At 70.5% G+C, this 17905-nt stretch carries 23 protein-coding genes; 8 read left to right on the top strand and 15 right to left on the bottom strand.

Annotated elements, in window-relative coordinates:
- Positions 1–6: 6 nt before the first annotated feature.
- Together AB0I12_RS08195 and AB0I12_RS08190 are read right to left on the bottom strand one after the other, a co-directional pair.
- Entirely contained in the window at positions 7–435 is a 429-nt protein-coding gene (locus AB0I12_RS08195; protein WP_359926316.1) for a nitroreductase/quinone reductase family protein, read from the bottom strand.
- 53 nt (positions 436–488) lie between these two features.
- Entirely contained in the window at positions 489–2207 is a 1719-nt protein-coding gene (locus AB0I12_RS08190) for a fumarate hydratase (RefSeq protein WP_359926314.1), read from the bottom strand.
- A gap of 74 nt (positions 2208–2281) precedes the next feature.
- Here AB0I12_RS08190 and AB0I12_RS08185 point away from each other — a divergent pair, with 74 nt between their 5' ends.
- Positions 2282–2971, top strand: a complete 690-nt coding sequence (locus AB0I12_RS08185) for a DUF1707 domain-containing protein (RefSeq protein WP_359926311.1) — start codon at positions 2282–2284, stop codon at positions 2969–2971.
- Between the two features lie 10 nt (positions 2972–2981).
- Here the strand turns inward: AB0I12_RS08185 and AB0I12_RS08180 are convergent, their stop codons facing one another.
- On the bottom strand, positions 2982–3464 hold the full coding sequence (locus AB0I12_RS08180; RefSeq protein ID WP_359926308.1) for a hypothetical protein: 483 nt from the start codon (positions 3462–3464) through the stop codon (positions 2982–2984).
- 74 nt (positions 3465–3538) lie between these two features.
- On the opposite strand from AB0I12_RS08180, the gene AB0I12_RS08175 reads away from it, so the two are divergent.
- The gene (locus tag AB0I12_RS08175) at positions 3539–4348 is read left to right on the top strand and encodes a hypothetical protein (protein WP_359926305.1); all 810 of its coding nucleotides are present in this window, start codon (positions 3539–3541) and stop codon (positions 4346–4348) included.
- Here AB0I12_RS08175 and AB0I12_RS08170 read toward each other — a convergent pair.
- Positions 4290–5078, bottom strand: coding sequence for an ATP-binding cassette domain-containing protein (locus AB0I12_RS08170; protein WP_359926302.1), 789 nt, complete (start codon positions 5076–5078; stop codon positions 4290–4292). The genes AB0I12_RS08175 and AB0I12_RS08170 overlap by 59 nt on opposite strands.
- Entirely contained in the window at positions 5066–6394 is a 1329-nt protein-coding gene (locus tag AB0I12_RS08165) for a 2-isopropylmalate synthase (protein ID WP_359926299.1), read from the bottom strand. The genes AB0I12_RS08170 and AB0I12_RS08165 overlap by 13 nt, the downstream gene beginning before the upstream one ends.
- A gap of 188 nt (positions 6395–6582) precedes the next feature.
- On the opposite strand from AB0I12_RS08165, the gene AB0I12_RS08160 reads away from it, so the two are divergent.
- Positions 6583–7251, top strand: coding sequence for a FadR/GntR family transcriptional regulator (locus tag AB0I12_RS08160; RefSeq protein ID WP_359926296.1), 669 nt, complete (start codon positions 6583–6585; stop codon positions 7249–7251).
- Here the strand turns inward: AB0I12_RS08160 and AB0I12_RS08155 are convergent.
- The 3 genes from AB0I12_RS08155 to glpX are packed head-to-tail and all read right to left on the bottom strand — an operon-like array spanning position 7248 to position 9696.
- Complete coding sequence (locus tag AB0I12_RS08155; protein ID WP_359926293.1) at positions 7248–7718, bottom strand: hypothetical protein; 471 nt, start codon at positions 7716–7718, stop codon at positions 7248–7250. The two genes, AB0I12_RS08160 and AB0I12_RS08155, sit on opposite strands and share 4 nt — an antisense overlap.
- 2 nt (positions 7719–7720) lie before the next feature.
- Positions 7721–8665, bottom strand: coding sequence for a carbohydrate kinase (locus tag AB0I12_RS08150; protein WP_359926290.1), 945 nt, complete (start codon positions 8663–8665; stop codon positions 7721–7723).
- On the bottom strand, positions 8662–9696 hold the full coding sequence (glpX, locus tag AB0I12_RS08145; RefSeq protein WP_359926288.1) for a class II fructose-bisphosphatase: 1035 nt from the start codon (positions 9694–9696) through the stop codon (positions 8662–8664). The genes AB0I12_RS08150 and glpX overlap by 4 nt, the downstream gene beginning before the upstream one ends.
- A gap of 69 nt (positions 9697–9765) precedes the next feature.
- Here glpX and AB0I12_RS08140 point away from each other — a divergent pair, with 69 nt between their 5' ends.
- Positions 9766–10392 carry a DUF4245 domain-containing protein gene (locus AB0I12_RS08140; RefSeq protein WP_359926285.1) on the top strand — a complete coding sequence of 209 codons (627 nt, stop codon included), beginning with the start codon at positions 9766–9768 and terminating at the stop codon, positions 10390–10392.
- Between the two features lie 185 nt (positions 10393–10577).
- Positions 10578–11234 (top strand): NTP transferase domain-containing protein, encoded by a 657-nt coding sequence (locus tag AB0I12_RS08135; protein ID WP_359926283.1) that lies wholly within the window; start codon positions 10578–10580, stop codon positions 11232–11234.
- Between the two features lie 111 nt (positions 11235–11345).
- Here AB0I12_RS08135 and AB0I12_RS08130 read toward each other — a convergent pair whose 3' ends face one another.
- On the bottom strand, positions 11346–11666 hold the full coding sequence (locus AB0I12_RS08130) for a multidrug efflux SMR transporter (protein ID WP_359926282.1): 321 nt from the start codon (positions 11664–11666) through the stop codon (positions 11346–11348).
- A complete protein-coding gene (locus AB0I12_RS08125) occupies positions 11666–12265 on the bottom strand; it encodes a flavodoxin family protein (RefSeq protein WP_359926280.1) in 600 nt (199 codons plus the stop codon). The genes AB0I12_RS08130 and AB0I12_RS08125 overlap by 1 nt, the downstream gene beginning before the upstream one ends.
- 93 nt (positions 12266–12358) lie before the next feature.
- Here AB0I12_RS08125 and AB0I12_RS08120 point away from each other — a divergent pair, with 93 nt between their 5' ends.
- Entirely contained in the window at positions 12359–12934 is a 576-nt protein-coding gene (locus tag AB0I12_RS08120) for a helix-turn-helix domain-containing protein (RefSeq protein WP_359926277.1), read from the top strand.
- Here AB0I12_RS08120 and AB0I12_RS08115 read toward each other — a convergent pair.
- The 3 genes from AB0I12_RS08115 to xseA all read right to left on the bottom strand — a co-directional run bounded on the left by AB0I12_RS08115 (position 12912) and on the right by xseA (position 14844).
- A complete protein-coding gene (locus tag AB0I12_RS08115; protein ID WP_359926274.1) occupies positions 12912–13355 on the bottom strand; it encodes a GNAT family N-acetyltransferase in 444 nt (147 codons plus the stop codon). The two genes, AB0I12_RS08120 and AB0I12_RS08115, sit on opposite strands and share 23 nt — an antisense overlap.
- A 62-nt stretch (positions 13356–13417) precedes the next feature.
- Entirely contained in the window at positions 13418–13612 is a 195-nt protein-coding gene (locus AB0I12_RS08110) for an exodeoxyribonuclease VII small subunit (protein WP_130385041.1), read from the bottom strand.
- 17 nt (positions 13613–13629) lie between these two features.
- Positions 13630–14844 (bottom strand): exodeoxyribonuclease VII large subunit, encoded by a 1215-nt coding sequence (gene xseA / locus AB0I12_RS08105; protein ID WP_355700482.1) that lies wholly within the window; start codon positions 14842–14844, stop codon positions 13630–13632.
- A 45-nt stretch (positions 14845–14889) separates the two neighbouring features.
- On the opposite strand from xseA, the gene AB0I12_RS08100 reads away from it, so the two are divergent.
- Both AB0I12_RS08100 and AB0I12_RS08095 read left to right on the top strand, forming a co-directional pair.
- Positions 14890–15399, top strand: a complete 510-nt coding sequence (locus AB0I12_RS08100) for an HAD domain-containing protein (protein WP_359926270.1) — start codon at positions 14890–14892, stop codon at positions 15397–15399.
- Positions 15400–15501: 102 nt separating this feature from the next.
- Positions 15502–16542: a 4-hydroxy-3-methylbut-2-enyl diphosphate reductase gene (locus AB0I12_RS08095; protein WP_359926268.1), complete on the top strand. Its 1041-nt coding sequence runs from the start codon at positions 15502–15504 to the stop codon at positions 16540–16542.
- 1 nt (position 16543) lies between these two features.
- On the opposite strand, the gene AB0I12_RS08090 is transcribed toward AB0I12_RS08095, so the two are convergent.
- Together AB0I12_RS08090 and AB0I12_RS08085 are read right to left on the bottom strand one after the other, a co-directional pair.
- Positions 16544–17371 (bottom strand): hypothetical protein, encoded by an 828-nt coding sequence (locus AB0I12_RS08090; protein WP_359926266.1) that lies wholly within the window; start codon positions 17369–17371, stop codon positions 16544–16546.
- Between the two features lie 3 nt (positions 17372–17374).
- Positions 17375–17893, bottom strand: a complete 519-nt coding sequence (locus AB0I12_RS08085; protein WP_359926263.1) for a SigE family RNA polymerase sigma factor — start codon at positions 17891–17893, stop codon at positions 17375–17377.
- Between the last annotated feature and the right edge of the window lie 12 nt (positions 17894–17905).

Raw genomic sequence — 17905 nt, 5'->3', positions numbered from 1 at the left:
CGGGGGTCAGTCCGGGGCGGGCTCCAGGACGGCGACGGGGATCGTCCGCCCTGCCTTCGTCGCGAACCGGCCGATCCGCGGGTCCTCGCGGAGGATGACGTCGGTCCACACCGTGCTCCGCTCGGGCTCGGTCAGTTCCCGCGCCTGCATCCGCCGGTGCTCGGCGCCGATCTGTACGTCGGTGCTGTCCGCCGCCCGCAGGTTCCGGAACCAGTCCGGGTCCTGAGGTGAGCCCGACCCGGTGCCCCAGACCACGAGCCCGTCCGCCGTCTCCAGGTACCGCACGCAGGTCGACCTCGGTACGCCGGTCCGCCGGCCGGGCGTGGTGAGCATCAGGACGTGCACGTCCTTGCTGCCGCTCGCCAGCCGCCCGTCCAGCGTCCGGTACATCCACACGCCGACCCGGTTCCCCATCCGCAGCATCCGCCGCCCCATCGCGACCACCCCCGGTTCCGAGGGTGGGGCGATCGGCTCACCGGGTCAACGGTTCAGCTGCGCGGACGGACCGTCAGGGGGACCGGCTTGCGGGTGTCGGTGAAGAAGTCGTTGCCCTTGTCGTCGACCACGATGAACGCGGGGAAGTCCTCGACCTGGATCTTCCAGATCGCCTCCATGCCGAGCTCCGGATACTCGATCACGTCGACGGACTTGATGCAGTCCTGCGCCAGCCGCGCCGCCGGGCCGCCGATCGACCCCAGGTAGAACCCGCCGTGCTCCTTGCACGCCGCCGTCACCTTCGCCGACCGGTTGCCCTTGGCAAGCATGACGAACGAGCCGCCGGCCGCCTGGAACTGGTCGACGTAGGCGTCCATCCGGCCCGCGGTCGTCGGTCCGAAGGAACCGGACGCGTAACCCTCGGGGGTCTTCGCCGGACCCGCGTAGTACACGGCGTGGTCACGCAGGTACTGCGGCATCGGCTCGCCCGCGTCCAGCCGCTCCTTGATCTTCGCGTGCGCGATGTCGCGCGCCACCACGAGCGGGCCGGTCAGCGACAGCCGGGTCTTCACCGGCAGCTTGGACAGCTCGGCGCGGATCTCGCTCATCGGCCGGTTCAGGTCGACCCGGACGACCTCGGCGTCGTCGAGGTGCTCGTCGGTCGTGTCCGGCAGGAACCGGGCCGGCTCCCGCTCCAGCTGCTCGAGGAACACGCCCTCCGGCGTGATCTTGGCCAGCGCCTGCCGGTCCGCCGAGCAGGACACCGCGATCGCGACCGGGCAGGACGCGCCGTGCCGCGGCAGCCGGATCACCCGGACGTCGTGGCAGAAGTACTTCCCGCCGAACTGCGCGCCGATCCCGAACTCCTGCGTGAGCTTGAAGACCTCCTCCTCCAGCTCCACGTCCCGGAACCCGTGCCCGAGCGGCGATCCGCTCGTCGGCAGGGTGTCCAGATAGTGCGCGGAGGCGTACTTCGCGGTCTTCAGCGCGTACTCGGCCGAGGTCCCGCCGACCACGACGGCCAGGTGGTACGGCGGGCAGGCCGCCGTACCGAGGGAGCGGATCTTCTCGTCCAGGAACTCCATCATCCGCGACGGGTTCAGCACCGCCTTGGTCTCCTGGTAGAGGAACGACTTGTTCGCCGAGCCGCCGCCCTTGGCCATGAAGAGGAACTTGTACGCCGGGTCGCCGGCGCCGGCCGGTGTCGAGTAGAGCTCGATCTGGGCCGGCAGGTTGGAGCCGGTGTTCTTCTCGTCCCACATGGTCAGCGGGGCCATCTGCGAGTAGCGCAGGTTCAGCTTGGTGTAGGCGTCGTACACGCCGCGGCTGATCCACTCCTCGTCGACCGCGCCGGTGAGCACGCCCTCGGACTTCTTGCCCATCACGATCGCGGTGCCGGTGTCCTGGCACATCGGCAGCACGCCGCCGGCCGAGATGTTCGCGTTCTTCAGCATGTCGAGCGCGACGAACCGGTCGTTCCCGGACGCCTCCGGGTCGTCGATGATCCGCCGCAGCTGCGCGAGGTGCGCGGTCCGCAGGTAGTGCGAGATGTCGTGCATCGCCTCCGCGGTCAGCGCCTGCAAGACCTCGGGCTGCACTTGCAGGAACGTCCGGTCGCCTACGGTGAACGTGCTGACACCCTCCGTCGTCAGCAGCCGGTACTCCGTCTCGTCGGCACCCAACGGCAACAGGTCGGAGTAGTTGAAGTCGGCAGACACCGGGCATACCTCCACACAGACTGGACTGGACGCCCAAAGGCTACCGCTCACCATCAGGGGCCGGATCAGGGGTGAATCGGGGAGGAAACGGGTCTGCGGGCGGGGGTGGGCGCGCGTATGGTTCAGGCGTGGCTCAGGATGATGTTCCCCAGGAGAACCGACCGCAGGATGTCGTGCCCGCGCAGGCCGGTGACGATCCGGTGCTGCGGCGGCGGGTGTCCGATCTCGAGCGCGAGGAGGTCGCCGACATCCTCCGCGACGCCGCGGGCGAGGGCCGGCTGTCCTACACCGAGCTCGAGGACCGGCTCGAGACGCTGTACGCCTCCAAGACGTACGGCGAGCTCGTCGAACTGACCGCCGACCTGCCCAACGGGCCTCGCGCGCAGACCACGCCGGCCACCACCCCGCCTTACGGCGGTGCGCTGGTGGAGTCCGGGCCCGTGATCAACGTGTTCATGTCCGAGTCCAAGCGGACCGGGAGCTGGCTGGTCCCGCAGCGCCAGGAGATCAACGCCGTGCTCGGCGACGTCACCCTGGACTACACCGAGGCGCAGATCCCGTTCGACGACGTCCACATCGACGTCAAGTCGATCCTCGCCGACGTGAAGATCCGGGTCCCGCAGAACGCGATCGTCCTGCTGGACAGCAACCCGATCCTCGGCTCCGTCTCCGAACAGGAAGCCGGACTGAAGGCGGTCCCGGACCCGAACAGCCGGCCGGCCGAGCCGAAACGCTTCCACATCCGCGGCACGGCGATCCTCGGCGAGATCAAGATCAAGCGCGGCCCCCGCCTGAGCAAGCGCCTCGGCCTGACCTGACCGGCGCCGGCTAGGGATTCGGGCGCTGCTCCTCCAGCAGTTCGCCGAGCCACAGGCGGAACGCTGAGAGGTCGTTGACGTGCTGCTGGGTGAGGACGAGGTTCTTCGCCCAGACGTTCTTCGGCTGCACCGGCAGTTGCCGCGCCAGTTTCGGCCCGGCCACGAACCCGATCGATCCGATCTCGCTCCACGCCATGAACCGCCGGTGTCCGACGTGGATCCCCCGGTGGTCGACGACGACGACCGGGCGCTGGGTGACGAGCTGCCAGACGATCATCACCGCGATACCGACGTACCCCGCGATCAACAGGTAGGCCAGATACCGCCACGCCCCGTCGTCGAGCATGTCCGGCAGCCGGCCCGCCGTGAAGAGCGCGAACGCCGCCAGGTACAGGACCGGGAACATCGAGAACCCCCAGCGGCGCAGCGGGAACTCGACCCGGCCGTTCCGGTGCCACTCGACCATCCACGCCTCAGGCAGGCGTTCACCCATGACGCTCATCTCGCCCCCGCCCTCACAACTCCACCCCTGGAGCAGAACCAACTGTAATGCACCACACTTGGCGCATGCGGCGACTTCGCGGGGCGCTGAGCTGGGCGTTCGTCCGTGGTCCGGCGGCGGCGTACGCGCTGGCCGACTCCGGCTCGTCGCTGTTCGGCATCGGCGCCGTGCTGGCCATGGCGCTGGTCGCCGCGCTCGGCGCCGGTATCGGTGCTCTCGTCGCACTCGTGACCGGCCGGCCGGTGGACGACGCGGCGTTCGTCGGCGGGATGATCGGCCTCGGCACGGTGATCGCGTACCTGGTACTGATGCTGGTCGTCGTCGGCGTCCTCTGGATCAGAGGCGTCAGCCCGACCGAGACAGCGACCGGCGAGAAGCCGGCCGGGCGGCACGCCGCGGCTGCCTACGGATGGCGGCGGCGTGGCGAGCCGCTCGTGCCAGGCAGCCTGGTGCTGTTCTTCCTGATCGTCGCGGTGCCGTTCGGGTCCTTGGGCCTGAACGCCCGGAGCGCGGGCCGTCCGGCGGAGCAGCCAACCGCGATCACCAACGGGACCGTAGTGGTGATCCATGAGCCGGGGTTGCTCGACAAGAGCTCGGGCACGGTGGACATCCGGTACTCCGTCGCCGGTGCCGACCACACGTTCGAGACGGACCGGGATGCCGGCGACCACACCTTCCGGCTCGGCGACGTCGTACCCGTCGAGTACGTCGTCGCCGAGCCGGCGAAGGGCCGTGCCGTCTGGGCGGTCGAGTCGGCGCGCGAGGACACGGTGTTCTGGCTGTGGCTCGCCGGGATCTGCGCCGCGCTCGGCCTGCTCAGTGGTGCCGGGTACCTCGTCGGGCGGTGGCGGTCCAGCGCCCGTCGTGGCGGTTGATCTCGATCGGATGGTCGAACGTCTGCGAGATGCGATCCGTCGTGAGTACGTCGTCAGCCGGCCCCGCGGACAGGACCCGGCCGTCGCGGAGCAGCGCGGCGTGCGTCGTACAGGTCGGAAGCTCCTCGAGGTGATGGGTGACCAGGACCCACGCCAGCTGCGGGTGGCTGAGGTGGATCTGGTCGAGGGTCTCCAGCAACTGCTCGCGCGCGGCGACGTCCAGGCCGGTCGACGGCTCGTCCAGCAGCAGCAACCGCGGATCCGAGATCAGCGCGCGGGCGATCAGCGCCCGGCCACGCTCACCCTGCGACAGCGTGGTCCACGACGAACCGGCCAGCGCGCCGATCCCGAGCAGGTCGATCAGCTCCAGAGCGCGAGCTTCCTGCGCGGGAGTCGGCTCCCACCGCGGCATCCGCTCGATCGTTCCGGTGAGCCCGGTCAGGACGACGTCCCGGATGCTCGACGGCGACCGCAGCGGGTGCCGTGGATTCACGTGCCCGATGGACTCGCGCAGGGTACGGATGTCGACGGTACCGAGCCGGCGTCCGAGGATCTCGACCGTGCCGCGGGTCGGGTGCGTGACCGCGCCGCACAGGCCGAGCAGCGTGCTCTTGCCCGCGCCGTTCGGCCCGAGCAGCGCCCACCGCTCACCTTCGCCCGCGGTCAGCGACACCCCGGACAGCAACAGCTTGCCGTCCCGGACGAAGTCGACGTCCTTCAGTTCGAGCACCCGTAGACCTCCTCGTACAACGCCTTCAACTCCTCCGCAGTCGCTTCCCGCCCGGTCGCGTCGGTGTGCCGCTGCACGTGCCGCGCGAACTCCCGCTCCTGCTCCGGCGACAGGCGGATGCCGTACACAGACTCCAGCACGTGGGCGATCCCGCCCTTGCCGGACTGGCTGTTCACCCGGACGACGGCCTCGTACCCGCGCCCGACATCGGCCGGATCGATCGGCAGATAAGGCACCTCCCACGCACCGGGGCCCTGAACTGCGAACCCCTTCCGGATCGCGTCCTGATGCGTCCCGGAGAAGGCCGTGTAGACGAGTTCCCCGACGTACGGGTGCCGCGGATGGATCGGCATCCGCGTGCAGTACTCCACCACCGAACGGATCCCGTCGATGTCGGAGAAGTCGATCATCGGGTCGACGCCCTGGGCGTGCAGGTTGAGCGCGAGCGTGGCGATGTCGACGTTCCCGGTGCGTTCCCCGTTGCCGAAGACGCAGCCCTCGACGCGTTCCGCCCCGGCCAGCACCGCCAGCTCCGCGCACGCGATCCCCGTGCCGCGGTCGTTGTGCGGATGCACCGACAAGATGACGCCGTCGCGACGCGGCAGGTTCTGGTGCATGTACTCGATCTGGTCGGCGTACACGTTCGGCGTCGCGGCCTCGACCGTGGCGGGCAGGTTCAGGATCACCGGCCGCTGCGGTGTCGCGTCCCACTGCTTGGTGAGGTGGTCCGCCAGCTCGAGCACGTAGTCCGGCTCGGTCAGGTTGTACACCTCGGGCGAGAACTGGAACCGTACCGAGTCCCCGGCCAGCCGCAGGATCTCCTCCGAGCCGGCGTAGATCATCGACGCCAGCTCGTCGCGCGATTTCCGCAGGACGACGTCGCGCCACACCGGCGCGGTGGCGGCGTACAGGTGGATGACGACGTCGCCGCGCATTCCCGCGACGGACTCGACGGTCCGCTCGATCAGGTCCTTGCGGGCCGGGGTGAAGACGACGATCGTGACGTCCGGCGGGACGAGGTCCGACTCCGCGAGCAGCCGGACGAAGTCGAAGTCGGTCTGCGAGGCCGACGGGTAACCGACCTCGATCTCCTTGTAGCCGATGGCAACCATCAGCTCGAAGAACCGGCGCTTGCGCTCGGGGTCCATCGGTTCGGCCAGGGCCTGGTTGCCGTCCCGCAGGTCGACCGGCACCCAGAGCGGCGCCTGGGTGATCCGGCGGTCGGGCCAGGTGCGGTCGACCGGCGCGACCGGGACCCTGGCGAAGATGTCGCGGTACCGGTGGCTGGGCATGGGGGAGGGTTGCTGACGGTTCATGCGTGGGTCCTTCCAACGAGTCCGGGGAGGACCGGCGGACGACTGCACTCCACGGAGGGAGCGCCGGTCGAATCAGCTCCCGCCGTGGCGGCCGAGGAGGAGGACGAGACGCGGAAGCGAGCGCATGCCGAGCACGCTATCAACTCCTCAGACAAGCTGACAACTCAGATCCCTCTAGACTGACCCGCATGATTCGCCGTCACCCGCTCGCCGAGCAGGCTGCCGAGGAGCTGCTGCGCCGGATCGGGAGCGGTGAGTGGGCGCTCGGCGCCAAGCTTCCCGGTGAGACCACACTGGCCGCCCAGCTCGGCGTCGGCCGGTCCACGATCCGCGAGGCGGTGCGGGAGTTGGCCGGCCGCCGGGTGCTGGAGAGCCGCCAGGGCGCGGGCGTGTTCGTGATCGCGCTGCAGGCCGCCGAGGACTGGGACAAGGTCCTGCGCAAGGCGGACATCACCGACGTTCTGGAGGGCCGGCTCGCGATCGAGACCGAGGCTGCCCGGCTGGCCGCGTCCCGCCGGACGCCGGCGGACCTGAAGAACTTCCGCTACACGCTCGCGGACCGCAAACGGGCGGCCGCGAACGCGCCCGACGACTGGTACATCGAAGCCGACCTCGCGTTCCACCGCGCGGTCGTGACGGCCGCGCACAACGCCGTACTGACCGAGCTCTTCGACACATTCGTGCCGCGGATCCGGCGGGCGATGATCGACATGCTCAAACTCGACGAGGAACACCGGCACCGCCACGACCAGGCCGCCCACGAGGCGATCGCCGACGCGATCCGCGCCAAGGACTCGGACCTGGCGGCGGCCCGCTCCCGCGAACACCTCGCCGCCGTCCGCAGCTCGGTCAACTAGTCCCGGTGCTGCTCGTGGAGTGCGCGCAGCCAGGGGGTGAGGGCTTCCAGGTCCTCGACGTTGTCCTGCGGGATCGAGATCGGCCGGGTACGCCGGTCGGCCGGGTTGATCTGGACCGCGCGCGCCAACGGCCAGCCGGCGGGCTCGTCGATGCTCGTGATGCCCGACCACCGCAGGCTACGGCCCCTGGTGATGCCCTCGGCGTCGACCGTGATGACCGGGCGGTTCGTGATCAGCTGCCACGCGGTCAGACCGGTGCCGTACACGAACGCCGCGAGCGCAGTCAGCCGCAGGACGCCGAGTGCGCCCGAGACGCCGTCCGCGCGCAGATGGTCGATGTTCGTCCACGCCGACAGCACCATCAGCAGGCCGAACGCGGCCAGGCGCACCGCCAGCCGGCCGCGGCGCGGCCGGAAATCCACACTGCCGTTGGACTCCAGCTCGGAGGTCCACGCTTCGGCGGACACCCTCAGGAACCCCACTTCTCCGTGTGCTCGGCCGCGGTCGGCGGGTCGGCGCCGTGGCGGGTGCAGGTGATCGCCGCCGCCTTCACCGCGTAGTCCACGACCTCCCGCAGCTCCTCGGCGGTCATCCCGGCCAGCCGTCGCCCGCCGAGCAGCCCGCGGGTGAGCAGCCCGGTGATCAGGGCCGCCATCAGCGAGTCGCCGGCGCCGACGGTGTCGACCACCTCGATCGGCGGCGCGGGAACCTCGACCCGCAGGCCCCGGCCGACGCCCAGCGCGCCGCTGCCGCCGCGGGTGATCACCACGCACTGCGTTCGCTCGGCCGTCAGCAGCTCCGCCGCGATGTCGTCGAGCGAGACACCGGGACGGAAGAACGCGCAGTCCTCGTCGCTCAGCTTCACCAGGTCGGACAGGGCCGCGAGCTCCCGGACGGCGGCCCAGGCCGGCACCGGGTCGGGAGTGATCGCCGGCCGTGCGTTCGGGTCCAGCGTGACCGTCACGGGCTGGTCGGCCACCGTCTTCAGGAAGTCGCGGATCGCGGTCGCCCCGGGCTCGAGCATCATCGCGATCGACCCGGTGTGGATCGCCGGGCAGCCGCGGGTCAGCGACAGCGCCGGCGGATCCCAGGTCATGTCGAACTTGTAGCTCGCCACCCCGTCGGCGTCCAGGGTCGCGGTCGCGGTGCTCGTCCGGACGCCGGGATCGACCGTCCCGGGCGCGAGCTGGACACCGTTGCCGAACAGGTGCGCGCCGAGCAGGTCGCCGTACGGATCGGTGCCGAAGCGGGCCACGAGCTCGGTCGGCACGCCCATCCGGGCCAGCCCGACGGCGACGTTCGCGGCGAACCCGCCGGGGATCGCCTTCGGCTTGCTGTTGCCGTTGCGGAACTTCCCGGCGGTGCCGACGATGTCCACGAGAGCCTCGCCGATGACGAGGACGGGTGTGCTCATCGGGCGTGCTCGAAGTCGATGGCGGAGTAGGCGCGCAGCTTCTCCAGCTGGTGAACGCTCTCGATGCTGCGGATCGTGCCGCTGCGCGAGCGCATCACGAGCGAGTGGGTGCGCGCGGTGGAGCGTCCGTAGCGGACGCCGCGGAGCAGCTCGCCGTCGGTGATCCCGGTCGCGACGAAGAAGCAGTCGTCGCCGCTGACCAGGTCGTCGGTGTCGAGCACCCGGTCCAGGTCGTGGCCGGCGTCCAGCGCCTTCTGCCGCTCGGCGTCGTCGCGCGGCCAGAGCTTGCCCTGGATCTTCCCGCCGAGGCACTTCATCGCGCAGGCGGCGATGATGCCTTCCGGCGTACCGCCGATGCCAAGCAGCATGTCCAGACCGGTGTCCGGCCGGGCCGCCTCGACCGCGCCGGCCACGTCGCCGTCGGAGATGAACTTGATCCGCGCGCCGGTGGCCCGGATCTGCGTCGCCAGCTGCTCGTGCCGCGGCCGGTCCAGCAGGACGACCGTGACGTCGTCGACCGTGCTGCCCTTCGCCTTCGCGACCCGGCGGATGTTCTCCGCGACCGGCAGCCGGATGTCGACCACCTCGGCCGCCTCCGGACCGACCACGAGCTTCTCCATGTAGAAGACCGCGGACGGGTCGTACATCGAGTTCCGCGGCGAGACCGCCATCACCGCGATGCCGTTGGCCATGCCCTTCGCCACCAGCGTCGTACCGTCGACCGGGTCCACCGCCACGTCGCACTCCGGGCCTGCACCGGAGCCGACCTGCTCGCCGTTGTAGAGCATCGGGGCGTTGTCCTTCTCACCCTCGCCGATCACCACGACGCCGTTCATACCGACAGTGCCGATCAGCGTACGCATCGCGTTCACCGCCGCGCCGTCGGCGCCGTTCTTGTCGCCGCGGCCGACCCAGCGCCCGGCCGCCATCGCGGCGGCCTCGGTGACCCGGACCAGTTCGAGGGCGAGGTTCCGGTCGGGCGCATGCGCCTCGACCTCCAGGTGGGCAGGTGGCGTGGTCGGGTCGGTCATGTCAACGGATCGTAGCCAACGCCGTGAGCCGGTGTTCGGGCGGATTGCGCGTCGCGAGACACTGTGGACATGAGTTCGACAGGTCAGGGAGCGTCCGACGACGCCGCGGCGCTGGAGAAGGCGCGGGAGCGGGCGCAGATCCGGGCCGAGGCGAACGAGTACCGGCAGGCGTACCGGCGGGACAAGCGCAAGTCGCAGACCGTCGGGAACATGGTCTTCGCGCTGGTGATCTGCCTCGCGGTGGTCGCGTTCCTGATCACCGTGACCTGGCGGCCGAAGACCGAGGAGAAGCCCAACGCCGTCTCGTACACGGCCCAGCTGGAGGACGCCCGCAAGGCCGCCGCCTGGGTGCGCGGGCCGGAGCCGATGCCGTCCGGCTGGACCGCGACCAGCGTGGAATTCCGTACGCCGCAGCAGGCGCCGATCACCTGGCACCTCGGGGTCGTGACGACCGAGAAGAAATACGTCGGTCTCGAGCAGTCGAATGTCAGCGGCGGGAAATTCGTCTCCGACAAGCTCGGCCGGACGTCGGACGACGGCACCGCGACGGTCGCCGGCGGCACCTGGCAGCGCAAGGTGCTGCTCGACCGCAAGAACGAGAACGCCTTGATCCTGGTGGGTTCCGGGGTGACGACGATCGTCGCCGGAAATGCTGGATATCCGGCCCTGGAAACGTTCGCTGCCGCGCTGCGCTGATTCCGGCCCGCCCGGCGGGTCCGCGGGAATGCCCATTTTCCGGGCAATTCCGACCACTTTCCGGACGCACGTTGACACGCGCCGTCGGCGAGCGGTTCGATCGAAGCTCGGCTTGCGCACGCTCGGGGACAGCAGAAGGGGCCGTTCCATGGTCACGCCGTCCCGAGTGGGGAGTTGACCCGCCGATGTTCGTCACGGGGCTCTTGCTGGGTGCCGACAGCGCGCCGCATCTCAGTGCGCCCTGGCAATTGCTGGACTATCGCGGCGGCACGCTGCTCGGCGCCGCCCTCGACGGCGCGCGGGAGTGCGGGTTCGACCAGCTGGTCGTGACGCTCGGCAGCGCGTCGGAGCAGATCCACGACCGGGTCGACCTCGACGGGGTGCGGGTGGTCGAGTCGCCGCACTCCGACACCGGCAGCGCGTCGATCGTGCCGGCTCTCGACGCGGTCGACCGGCGGGCCGACGGGATCGTCGTCCTCGCCGGTGACCAGCCCGGCATCACCTCGGCCACCGTCTGGTCACTGGTCGCCGAGGCCGCGACCCCGATCGGCGTCTGCCGGTACGACGACGGCGAGAGCTACCCGTGCTGGTTCGGCCGCGAGCTCTTCGGCGAACTCCGCGGCCTGCGCAGCGACGCCGACTTGTGGGGACCGATCGCCGCCGGCGCCCACCCGGTCACCAGAGTCGATGCCATCGGCAACATCCCGCCCCGCGCCAGCACCTGGGCGTCGTACCGCGAGCTCCTCGACGACGGCGCCGAACCCGAAGAGCTCCCCTTCGACACGCATCCGCTCCCGGTCGCCCCCGCCACCACCCGCCGTCGGCGCCGCGCCCCGAGCTGACCCCGGCCCGGACGGCCACCACTCATCAACTGCGCCGATGCGGCGGCCCGCCCGCTCAGAACCCGCCGCGGACCGGCGCCGCGAAGAGGTTGATGAGTGGTGCAGGTTCGCCTACTCGGCGCCGGCCAGGCGGAGGCCGACGATGCCGACGACGATCAGGGCGATGCAGGCCAGGCGGGTCGGGGTGACGGGCTCGTGGAAGATGACGATGCCCAGCGTCACCACGCCGACGGAGCCGATCCCGGTCCAGATCGCGTACGCCGTGCCGACCGGGAGGCGGTCGAGGGTCTTGGCCAGCAGGGCGACCGAGATCACGCCGAACACGAGCACGCCGAGCGTCGGCCACAGGCGGCTGAAGCCCTCGCTCGGTTTCAGGCTGAGCGCGAACGCGATCTCGAACGCCGCCGCGGCGAGCAGGATGAGCCATGCCATCAGGCCGCCAGTGCTCCTCTCAGGTGCCGGTGGGTGACGGTGGCGACCCGCGCGCCGAGCGCGGCCGCGGTCCGGAGGTCCGTCGCCGGCGGCGCCTTCTCCGCGGACAGATCCGCGTCGGACTGCGCCATCGCGCCCAGCCAGCTGCCGAGCCGGTTGAGGTCCTCGATGCTCGCGGTGCTCTCCGCCCAGCCCGGGTAGATGTCCAGGCCGACCCAGATCATCCCGTGCTGCGCGGCGAACACGGCCAGGTCGACCAGGCTGTTGAGCTTGTCGCCGGACATCGCCTTGGAGTTGGTGAACCCGGCCGCGATCTTGTCCCGCCAGGCGAGGTCGGCCGCCCAGATCCGCACGCTCTCCTCGGCGAACTTCTTGAACACCCAGCTCGGGCTCCCCATGTACGTCGGGGCGCCGAAGACGATCGCGTCCGCGGCGGTCAGCCGCTCCCACACCTGCTCGGTCAGCTCGTCCAGCGGCACGAGGTCGGTCGCGGTGCCCGGAACCGACGCGGCGCCGGCGGCCACCGCCTCGGCCTGCTTCGCGGTGTGCCCGTAGCCCGAGTGATAGGCGATCGCGATCCGGGCGTGCGTGTTGGTCATGTCTGCTTCCTCCAGGGTCTTTAGCGGACTACAGTCCGTCTTATGAACGACAATACCGGACCGCAGTCCGCTTCACAACGGAGTCTTCCGGTCGTGGGGGAGCCACGGCCGGAACGGGCCGACGCGCGCCGCAACCGGCTCCGCGTGCTGGAGGCCGCCGAGCGCTTGTTCACCGAGCACGGGGTGAAGAACGTCTCGCTGGACGCGATCGCCGCGGAGGCGGGCGTGGGGAAGGGAACCGTGTTCCGCCGGTTCGGCGACCGCGCGGGCCTGGCGGTCGCGCTGCTCGACGAGCGCGAGCAGGAGCTGCAGGCGAAGATCATCAGCGGCCCGCCGCCGCTCGGGCCGGGCACGTCACCGGTGCTCCGGGTGACGGCCTTCCTCGACGCCTACCTGGATCTGCTCGACCGGCATGTCGCGCTGTTCATGGACAGCGAGAACGCCTCGGACGGCGCGCGCTACCGCATCGGTTCGTACCATCTCTGGCATCGCCACCTGTCCCACCTGATCGAGTCCGCCCGCCCGGACCTGGACGCGGACTACACGGCGCATGTGGTGCTCGCGCCACTGGCGGCCGACCTGCACAACGCCCTTCGCGAGCAGGGGTACGAGCTCGACCGGATGAAGGCCGGCCTTCGGGCGGTGGCTACAGGCTTGCTGTCAGCCTGATCTCGGGCAGGTTGTCCAGCGAGGAGTGCGTCCGGTCGGCTGTCTCGGTGAAGCCGTAGCGCGTGTAGAAGTGGCGGGCGCGGATGTTTGCCTCGAGCACCCACAGCTGGACGACAGTGCAGCCCGCGGCGCGGAGGTCGGCGCACGCGGCGTCGGTCAGGGCGCGTCCGGCGCCTGTTCCCCAGTGGTCGGGGTGGACGAACAGCGCGTACAACTCGCCCGTGGTCGGCGGGGCTGCCTGATCACGCTCCGGGCCGACACCGGCGTACCCGATCACACGCTCGTCGAGGACCGCCACATGGATCCGGGAGCGGCCGGCGGCGATGCTGTCCGCCCAGGAAGCGGCGATCGAGCCCGGGTCCATCTGGTCGAGGAAGTCCTGCGGGACGAGGCCGGTGAAGGCTCCGCGCCAACTCGCCACCCGCGCCTCGGCGGCGCCCAGAAGGTCGCCCGGGCGGGCCGAGCGCGTTGTCGGCCGGCTGTTCAGTCGGTCTTCTCCTCGTGTGCGGCTTGGGCCTTGGTGAGGCGCTCGCGGGCGCCGTCGAGCCAGCGCTGGCAGGTGCCGGCGAGCTCCTCACCGCGCTCCCACAGCGCCAGCGACTCCTCCAGGCTGGTGCCGCCGGCTTCGAGCTTGCGGACCACGTCGACGAGTTCCTCGCGGGCCTGCTCGTAGGTCATCTCGGGTCGGTCGCCGCTCACTTGTCTTCCTCCGTCTTGACTTCGACCGCGAAGCGGCCGTCACTGACCCGCGCCTGCAGCAGGTCGCCCGGCGCCACCTGCGCCACTTCCCGTACGGCGGTCCCGTCGGCCAGCTGCAGCACGGAGTACCCGCGCTCGAGCGTCGCCTTCGGGGACAGCGCCCGCACACTCGCCAACCGGTGCGCGATGTCGTCGCTCGCGCGATCGAGCCGGTGCGTAAGCGTCCGCCGGTTGCGCTCGACCAGGGCCGCGATCTCGTCCGCGCGCCGCTGCAGGTCCGTGACGGGCGCGGCGAGCGCCGGCCGCGACCGGATCGCCGCCAGCGCGTGCGACTCGCGATCCAGCCAGGACCGGATCGCCCGCAGGCCACGCTCGCGCAGTAGCCGCACGCCGTCCAGCTCTTCCCGCACGTCGGGGACGATGCGCTTCGCCGCGTCGGTCGGCGTCGACGCGCGCAGGTCCGCGACCAGGTCGAGCAGCGGTGAGTCCGGCTCGTGCCCGATCGCGCTCACCACCGGCGTGCCCGTCTTGGACACCGCGCGGATCAGGCCCTCGTCGGAGAACGGCAGCAGATCCTCCAGGGATCCGCCGCCGCGGGCGATCACGATCACCTCGACCGACTCGTCCGCGTCGAGCTTGCGCAGCGCGGTCATCACCTCGCCGGCCGCCGACGGGCCCTGGACCGACGCATACTCGATCCGGAACGCGACCGCCGGCCAGCGGCGCTTGGCGTTCTCCAGCACGTCGCGCTCGGCCGCCGAGTCGCGCCCGCAGATCAGCCCGATCGTGTGCGGCAGGAACGGCAGTTTCTTCTTCCGGTACGGCTCGAAGAGGCCCTCGGCGCCGAGCAGTTGCTTGAGCCGCTCGATCCGGGCCAGCAGCTCGCCGATGCCGACGTGGCGGATCTCGCTGACCGCGAGCGCGAGCGTGCCGCGGCGGGCAAAGAAGTTCGGCTTGGCGTGCACCAGCACCCGCGAACCGTCCCGGACGTCGACGGTCTCGAACACCCGCCGGTTGCAGGTGAAGCGCAGCGAGATGTCCGCGTCGGTGTCGCGCAGCGTGCCGAACACCGTCGTCGTACCGCGGCCGATCGAGACGTCCGTCAGCTGCCCCTCGACCCACACGGCACCGAGCTGGTTGATCCAGCTGGCGATCCCGTTCGCGATCGTGCGCACGGCCGCCGGCGCTTCCGGCGAGGTCTCCAAAGCCACTCCCAGACCCTACGACCCCGCACCGACATTCCCTAACGTTGAGTAATGCGCCCCCTCCTGCTGCTGGATTTCGACGGCCCCCTGAATCCGCACCGCGCGGAGCAGGCGCCACCGGGCTACCAGCCGCGGGAGATCGTCGAGGGCGAGAAGACCTGGCGGGTGCTGATCGATCCGCGCCACGGCGCCGAACTGGCGGCGCTCGACGGCAGCTTCGACCTGGTCTGGGCGACCAGCTGGGAGCACGGCGCGAATCGACTGCTGTCGCCGCTGCTCGGGCTTCCGTCGGATCTTCCGACGATCCTGTGGCCCGATCGCTCGCCGGTCCGGCGCGGTTCGTGGAAAACGCCGTACGTCGCGGACTGGGTGGGCGATCGGCCGTTCGCCTGGGTGGACGACGAGGTGGGGGAGGCCGAGAACGTCCGGTTTTCCGGTGCGCACCAGCTGATCCGGCCGGTCGATGCGCGGGTCGGGCTCACCGGTGCGGACTTCGCGGCGCTGCGCGGGTGGGCGGCCGGAAAATCCTTTGCGGGGAAGGTGTTTCCGGGGCATTCTTGACTCATCGGTAACACCTCCCACGGAGGAGCCGTCCGGACAGGGCGGACGGCTCCCCGACGTACATCCGGCGCGCATCAGGAGCCGTTCCAGGCGGCCCGTACCATGGGGACCGTGACTTCCCAGCCTGACGACACCGGTACGACGACCGCGACCAAGACCAAGCGGGTGCTGCTTGCGGCCCCCCGCGGGTACTGCGCGGGCGTCGACCGGGCCGTGGTGGCGGTGGAGAAGGCCCTCGACCTGTACGGGCCGCCGGTGTACGTGCGCAAGGAGATCGTGCACAACAAGTACGTCGTGCAGACGCTGCAGAAGCGCGGCGCGATCTTCGTCGACGAAACCGCCGAGGTGCCCGAGGGCGAGACGGTGATCTTCTCCGCACACGGGGTCGCCCCGGTGGTGCATGAAGAGGCGGCCGCACGGCAGCTGAAGACGATCGACGCGACCTGCCCGCTGGTCACCAAGGTGCACCACGAGGCGAAGCGGTTCGCCGCGACCGACTTCGACATCCTGCTGATCGGCCACGAAGGCCACGAGGAGGTCATCGGCACCTCCGGCGAGGCCCCCGACCACGTGCACCTGGTCGACGGCCCCGACGATGTGCCGAACGTCACCGTCCGTGACCCCGAGAAGGTCGTCTGGCTGTCCCAGACCACGCTGTCAGTGGACGAGACGATGGAGACCGTACGGCGCCTGCGCGAGCGGTTCCCGCACCTGCAGGACCCGCCGAGCGACGACATCTGCTACGCCACCCAGAACCGCCAGGCCGCGGTCAAGAAGCTGGCGCCCGAGGCGGACCTGATGCTCGTCGTCGGCTCCCGCAACTCGTCGAACTCGGTGCGCCTGGTCGAGGTCGCGATCGAGCACGGCGCGAAGGCCGGCTACCTGGTCGACTTCGCCGACGAGATCGACGAGTCCTGGCTGGCGGGCGTCGACTCGGTCGGCGTGAGCAGTGGTGCGAGCGTGCCGGAGGTGCTCGTCCGCGACGTCCTGCGCTGGCTGGCCGAGCGCGGGTACGCCGAGGTCCAGGAGGTCACGACCGCGGAGGAGAGCCTGACGTTCGCTCTCCCGCGCGACCTCCGCACCGACCTGAAGGCGGCCGGCCTCCCCACCACCGGCACCTCCGACCACGCCTGGACCATCTGACCTACTTGATCGTCACCTTCGTGGACTTCGTCACCGGCACCCAGCCGCCGGTGCCGCAGTACCGGACCGTGTACTTGAACGTGTAGGTGCCTGCCTTCGGGTACGTGTGGGTGGTCGGCGGCGTGGACCCGTCCTGCAGTGTGTAGGTCTGCCGTCCGGTCGTCGGCTTCGTGCCGCTCAGGCAGTCCACCGCGCCGGCGTCGGAGCCGCTCTGGCCGCCGTCGCCGAAGAAGTACTGCGTCCCACCCAGAAGGTCGAGGAAGGTGGTCTGCGAGGTCGAGAGCGGCCGGTGGTTGATGAGATCCGTCGGCACCAACTCGGTTCCCGACACGGTCACCTTCATGGTCAGGGCCCGCCCCTGAACGGTCGGCTTCAGCGTGACCTGCACTCCGAGCGTCGGGGCATCCGGTGTGCTCGAGGTGTGGTTGGCGACAGGCGGCGGGGTGTTCGTCGTGCGCGCGGCCCCGGTCACACCCGACGTCGCCGGTTTCGTCGCGGTGGTGCCCGGCGCGGCGGGCGGTGTGCTGGTCTGCGTGTTCGTCGGGGTGTTCGGCGGGGTGGTCGTCGGTGTGGCGGTGGGCGGCCCGGTGACGACCGTGGACGGTGCGCTCGGGGTGTTGGTCACCGGCGGGCTGCTGTTGATGTCCGTGAGGTTGCCCGCGGCAACGGCGACGGCGACGACGGCCGCCGCGGCCAGGGTCACGACGCCGGCGGTACGACGGCGGCGCGCCGTACGCACCCGGGCGAACACGGATTCGCTCGGCCGCGCGCCGAGCGGCGGCGGGTCGGCGACGAGGCGTTCGAACTGCTGCTTGAGATCATCGGTCATGCGTCAGCCCTCCTTCTGGGCCGGAGCGGAAATGGCGGCCACCAGGTGGTGTTCGCGGAGTTTGGCCAGTCCGCGCGAGACGTTGGACTTCACGGTGCCGACCGAGCAGCCCATGATCTGCGCGATCTCGGCCTCCGGCAGGTCCTCGAAGTACCGCAGGACGAGCGTCGCGCGGGTCCGGCGGGGGAGCCCGGCGAGTGCCCGCAGCAACAGGTCCCGGTCGTCGACCGAGCCGTACTCCTCCCGGGCCTGCGGTTCGGGCAGCTGTTCGGTGGGTGTCTCGCCGCGCCACTTCCGGCGCCACCACTGCGTGCTGGTGTTCACCATCACGGTCCGGGTGTAGCTCTCCAGAGCGCTGCTGCTGCGCAACGAGTTCCGGTGGAACCACACCTTGGTCAGCGCGGTCTGCACCAGGTCCTCGGCGAGGTGCCATTCACCGGTCAGCAGGTAGCCGAACCTCTGCAGCGCGGTGAACCGCCCGTCCACGAACTCGGCGAATTCGTGGTCGCGTCCTGGATCCATTCCAACCCCCAT

Source organism: Kribbella sp. NPDC050459, from assembly GCF_040655315.1.
Lineage (GTDB): Bacteria > Actinomycetota > Actinomycetes > Propionibacteriales > Kribbellaceae > Kribbella.
This window is presented reverse-complemented; position numbering and strand designations above follow the sequence as displayed.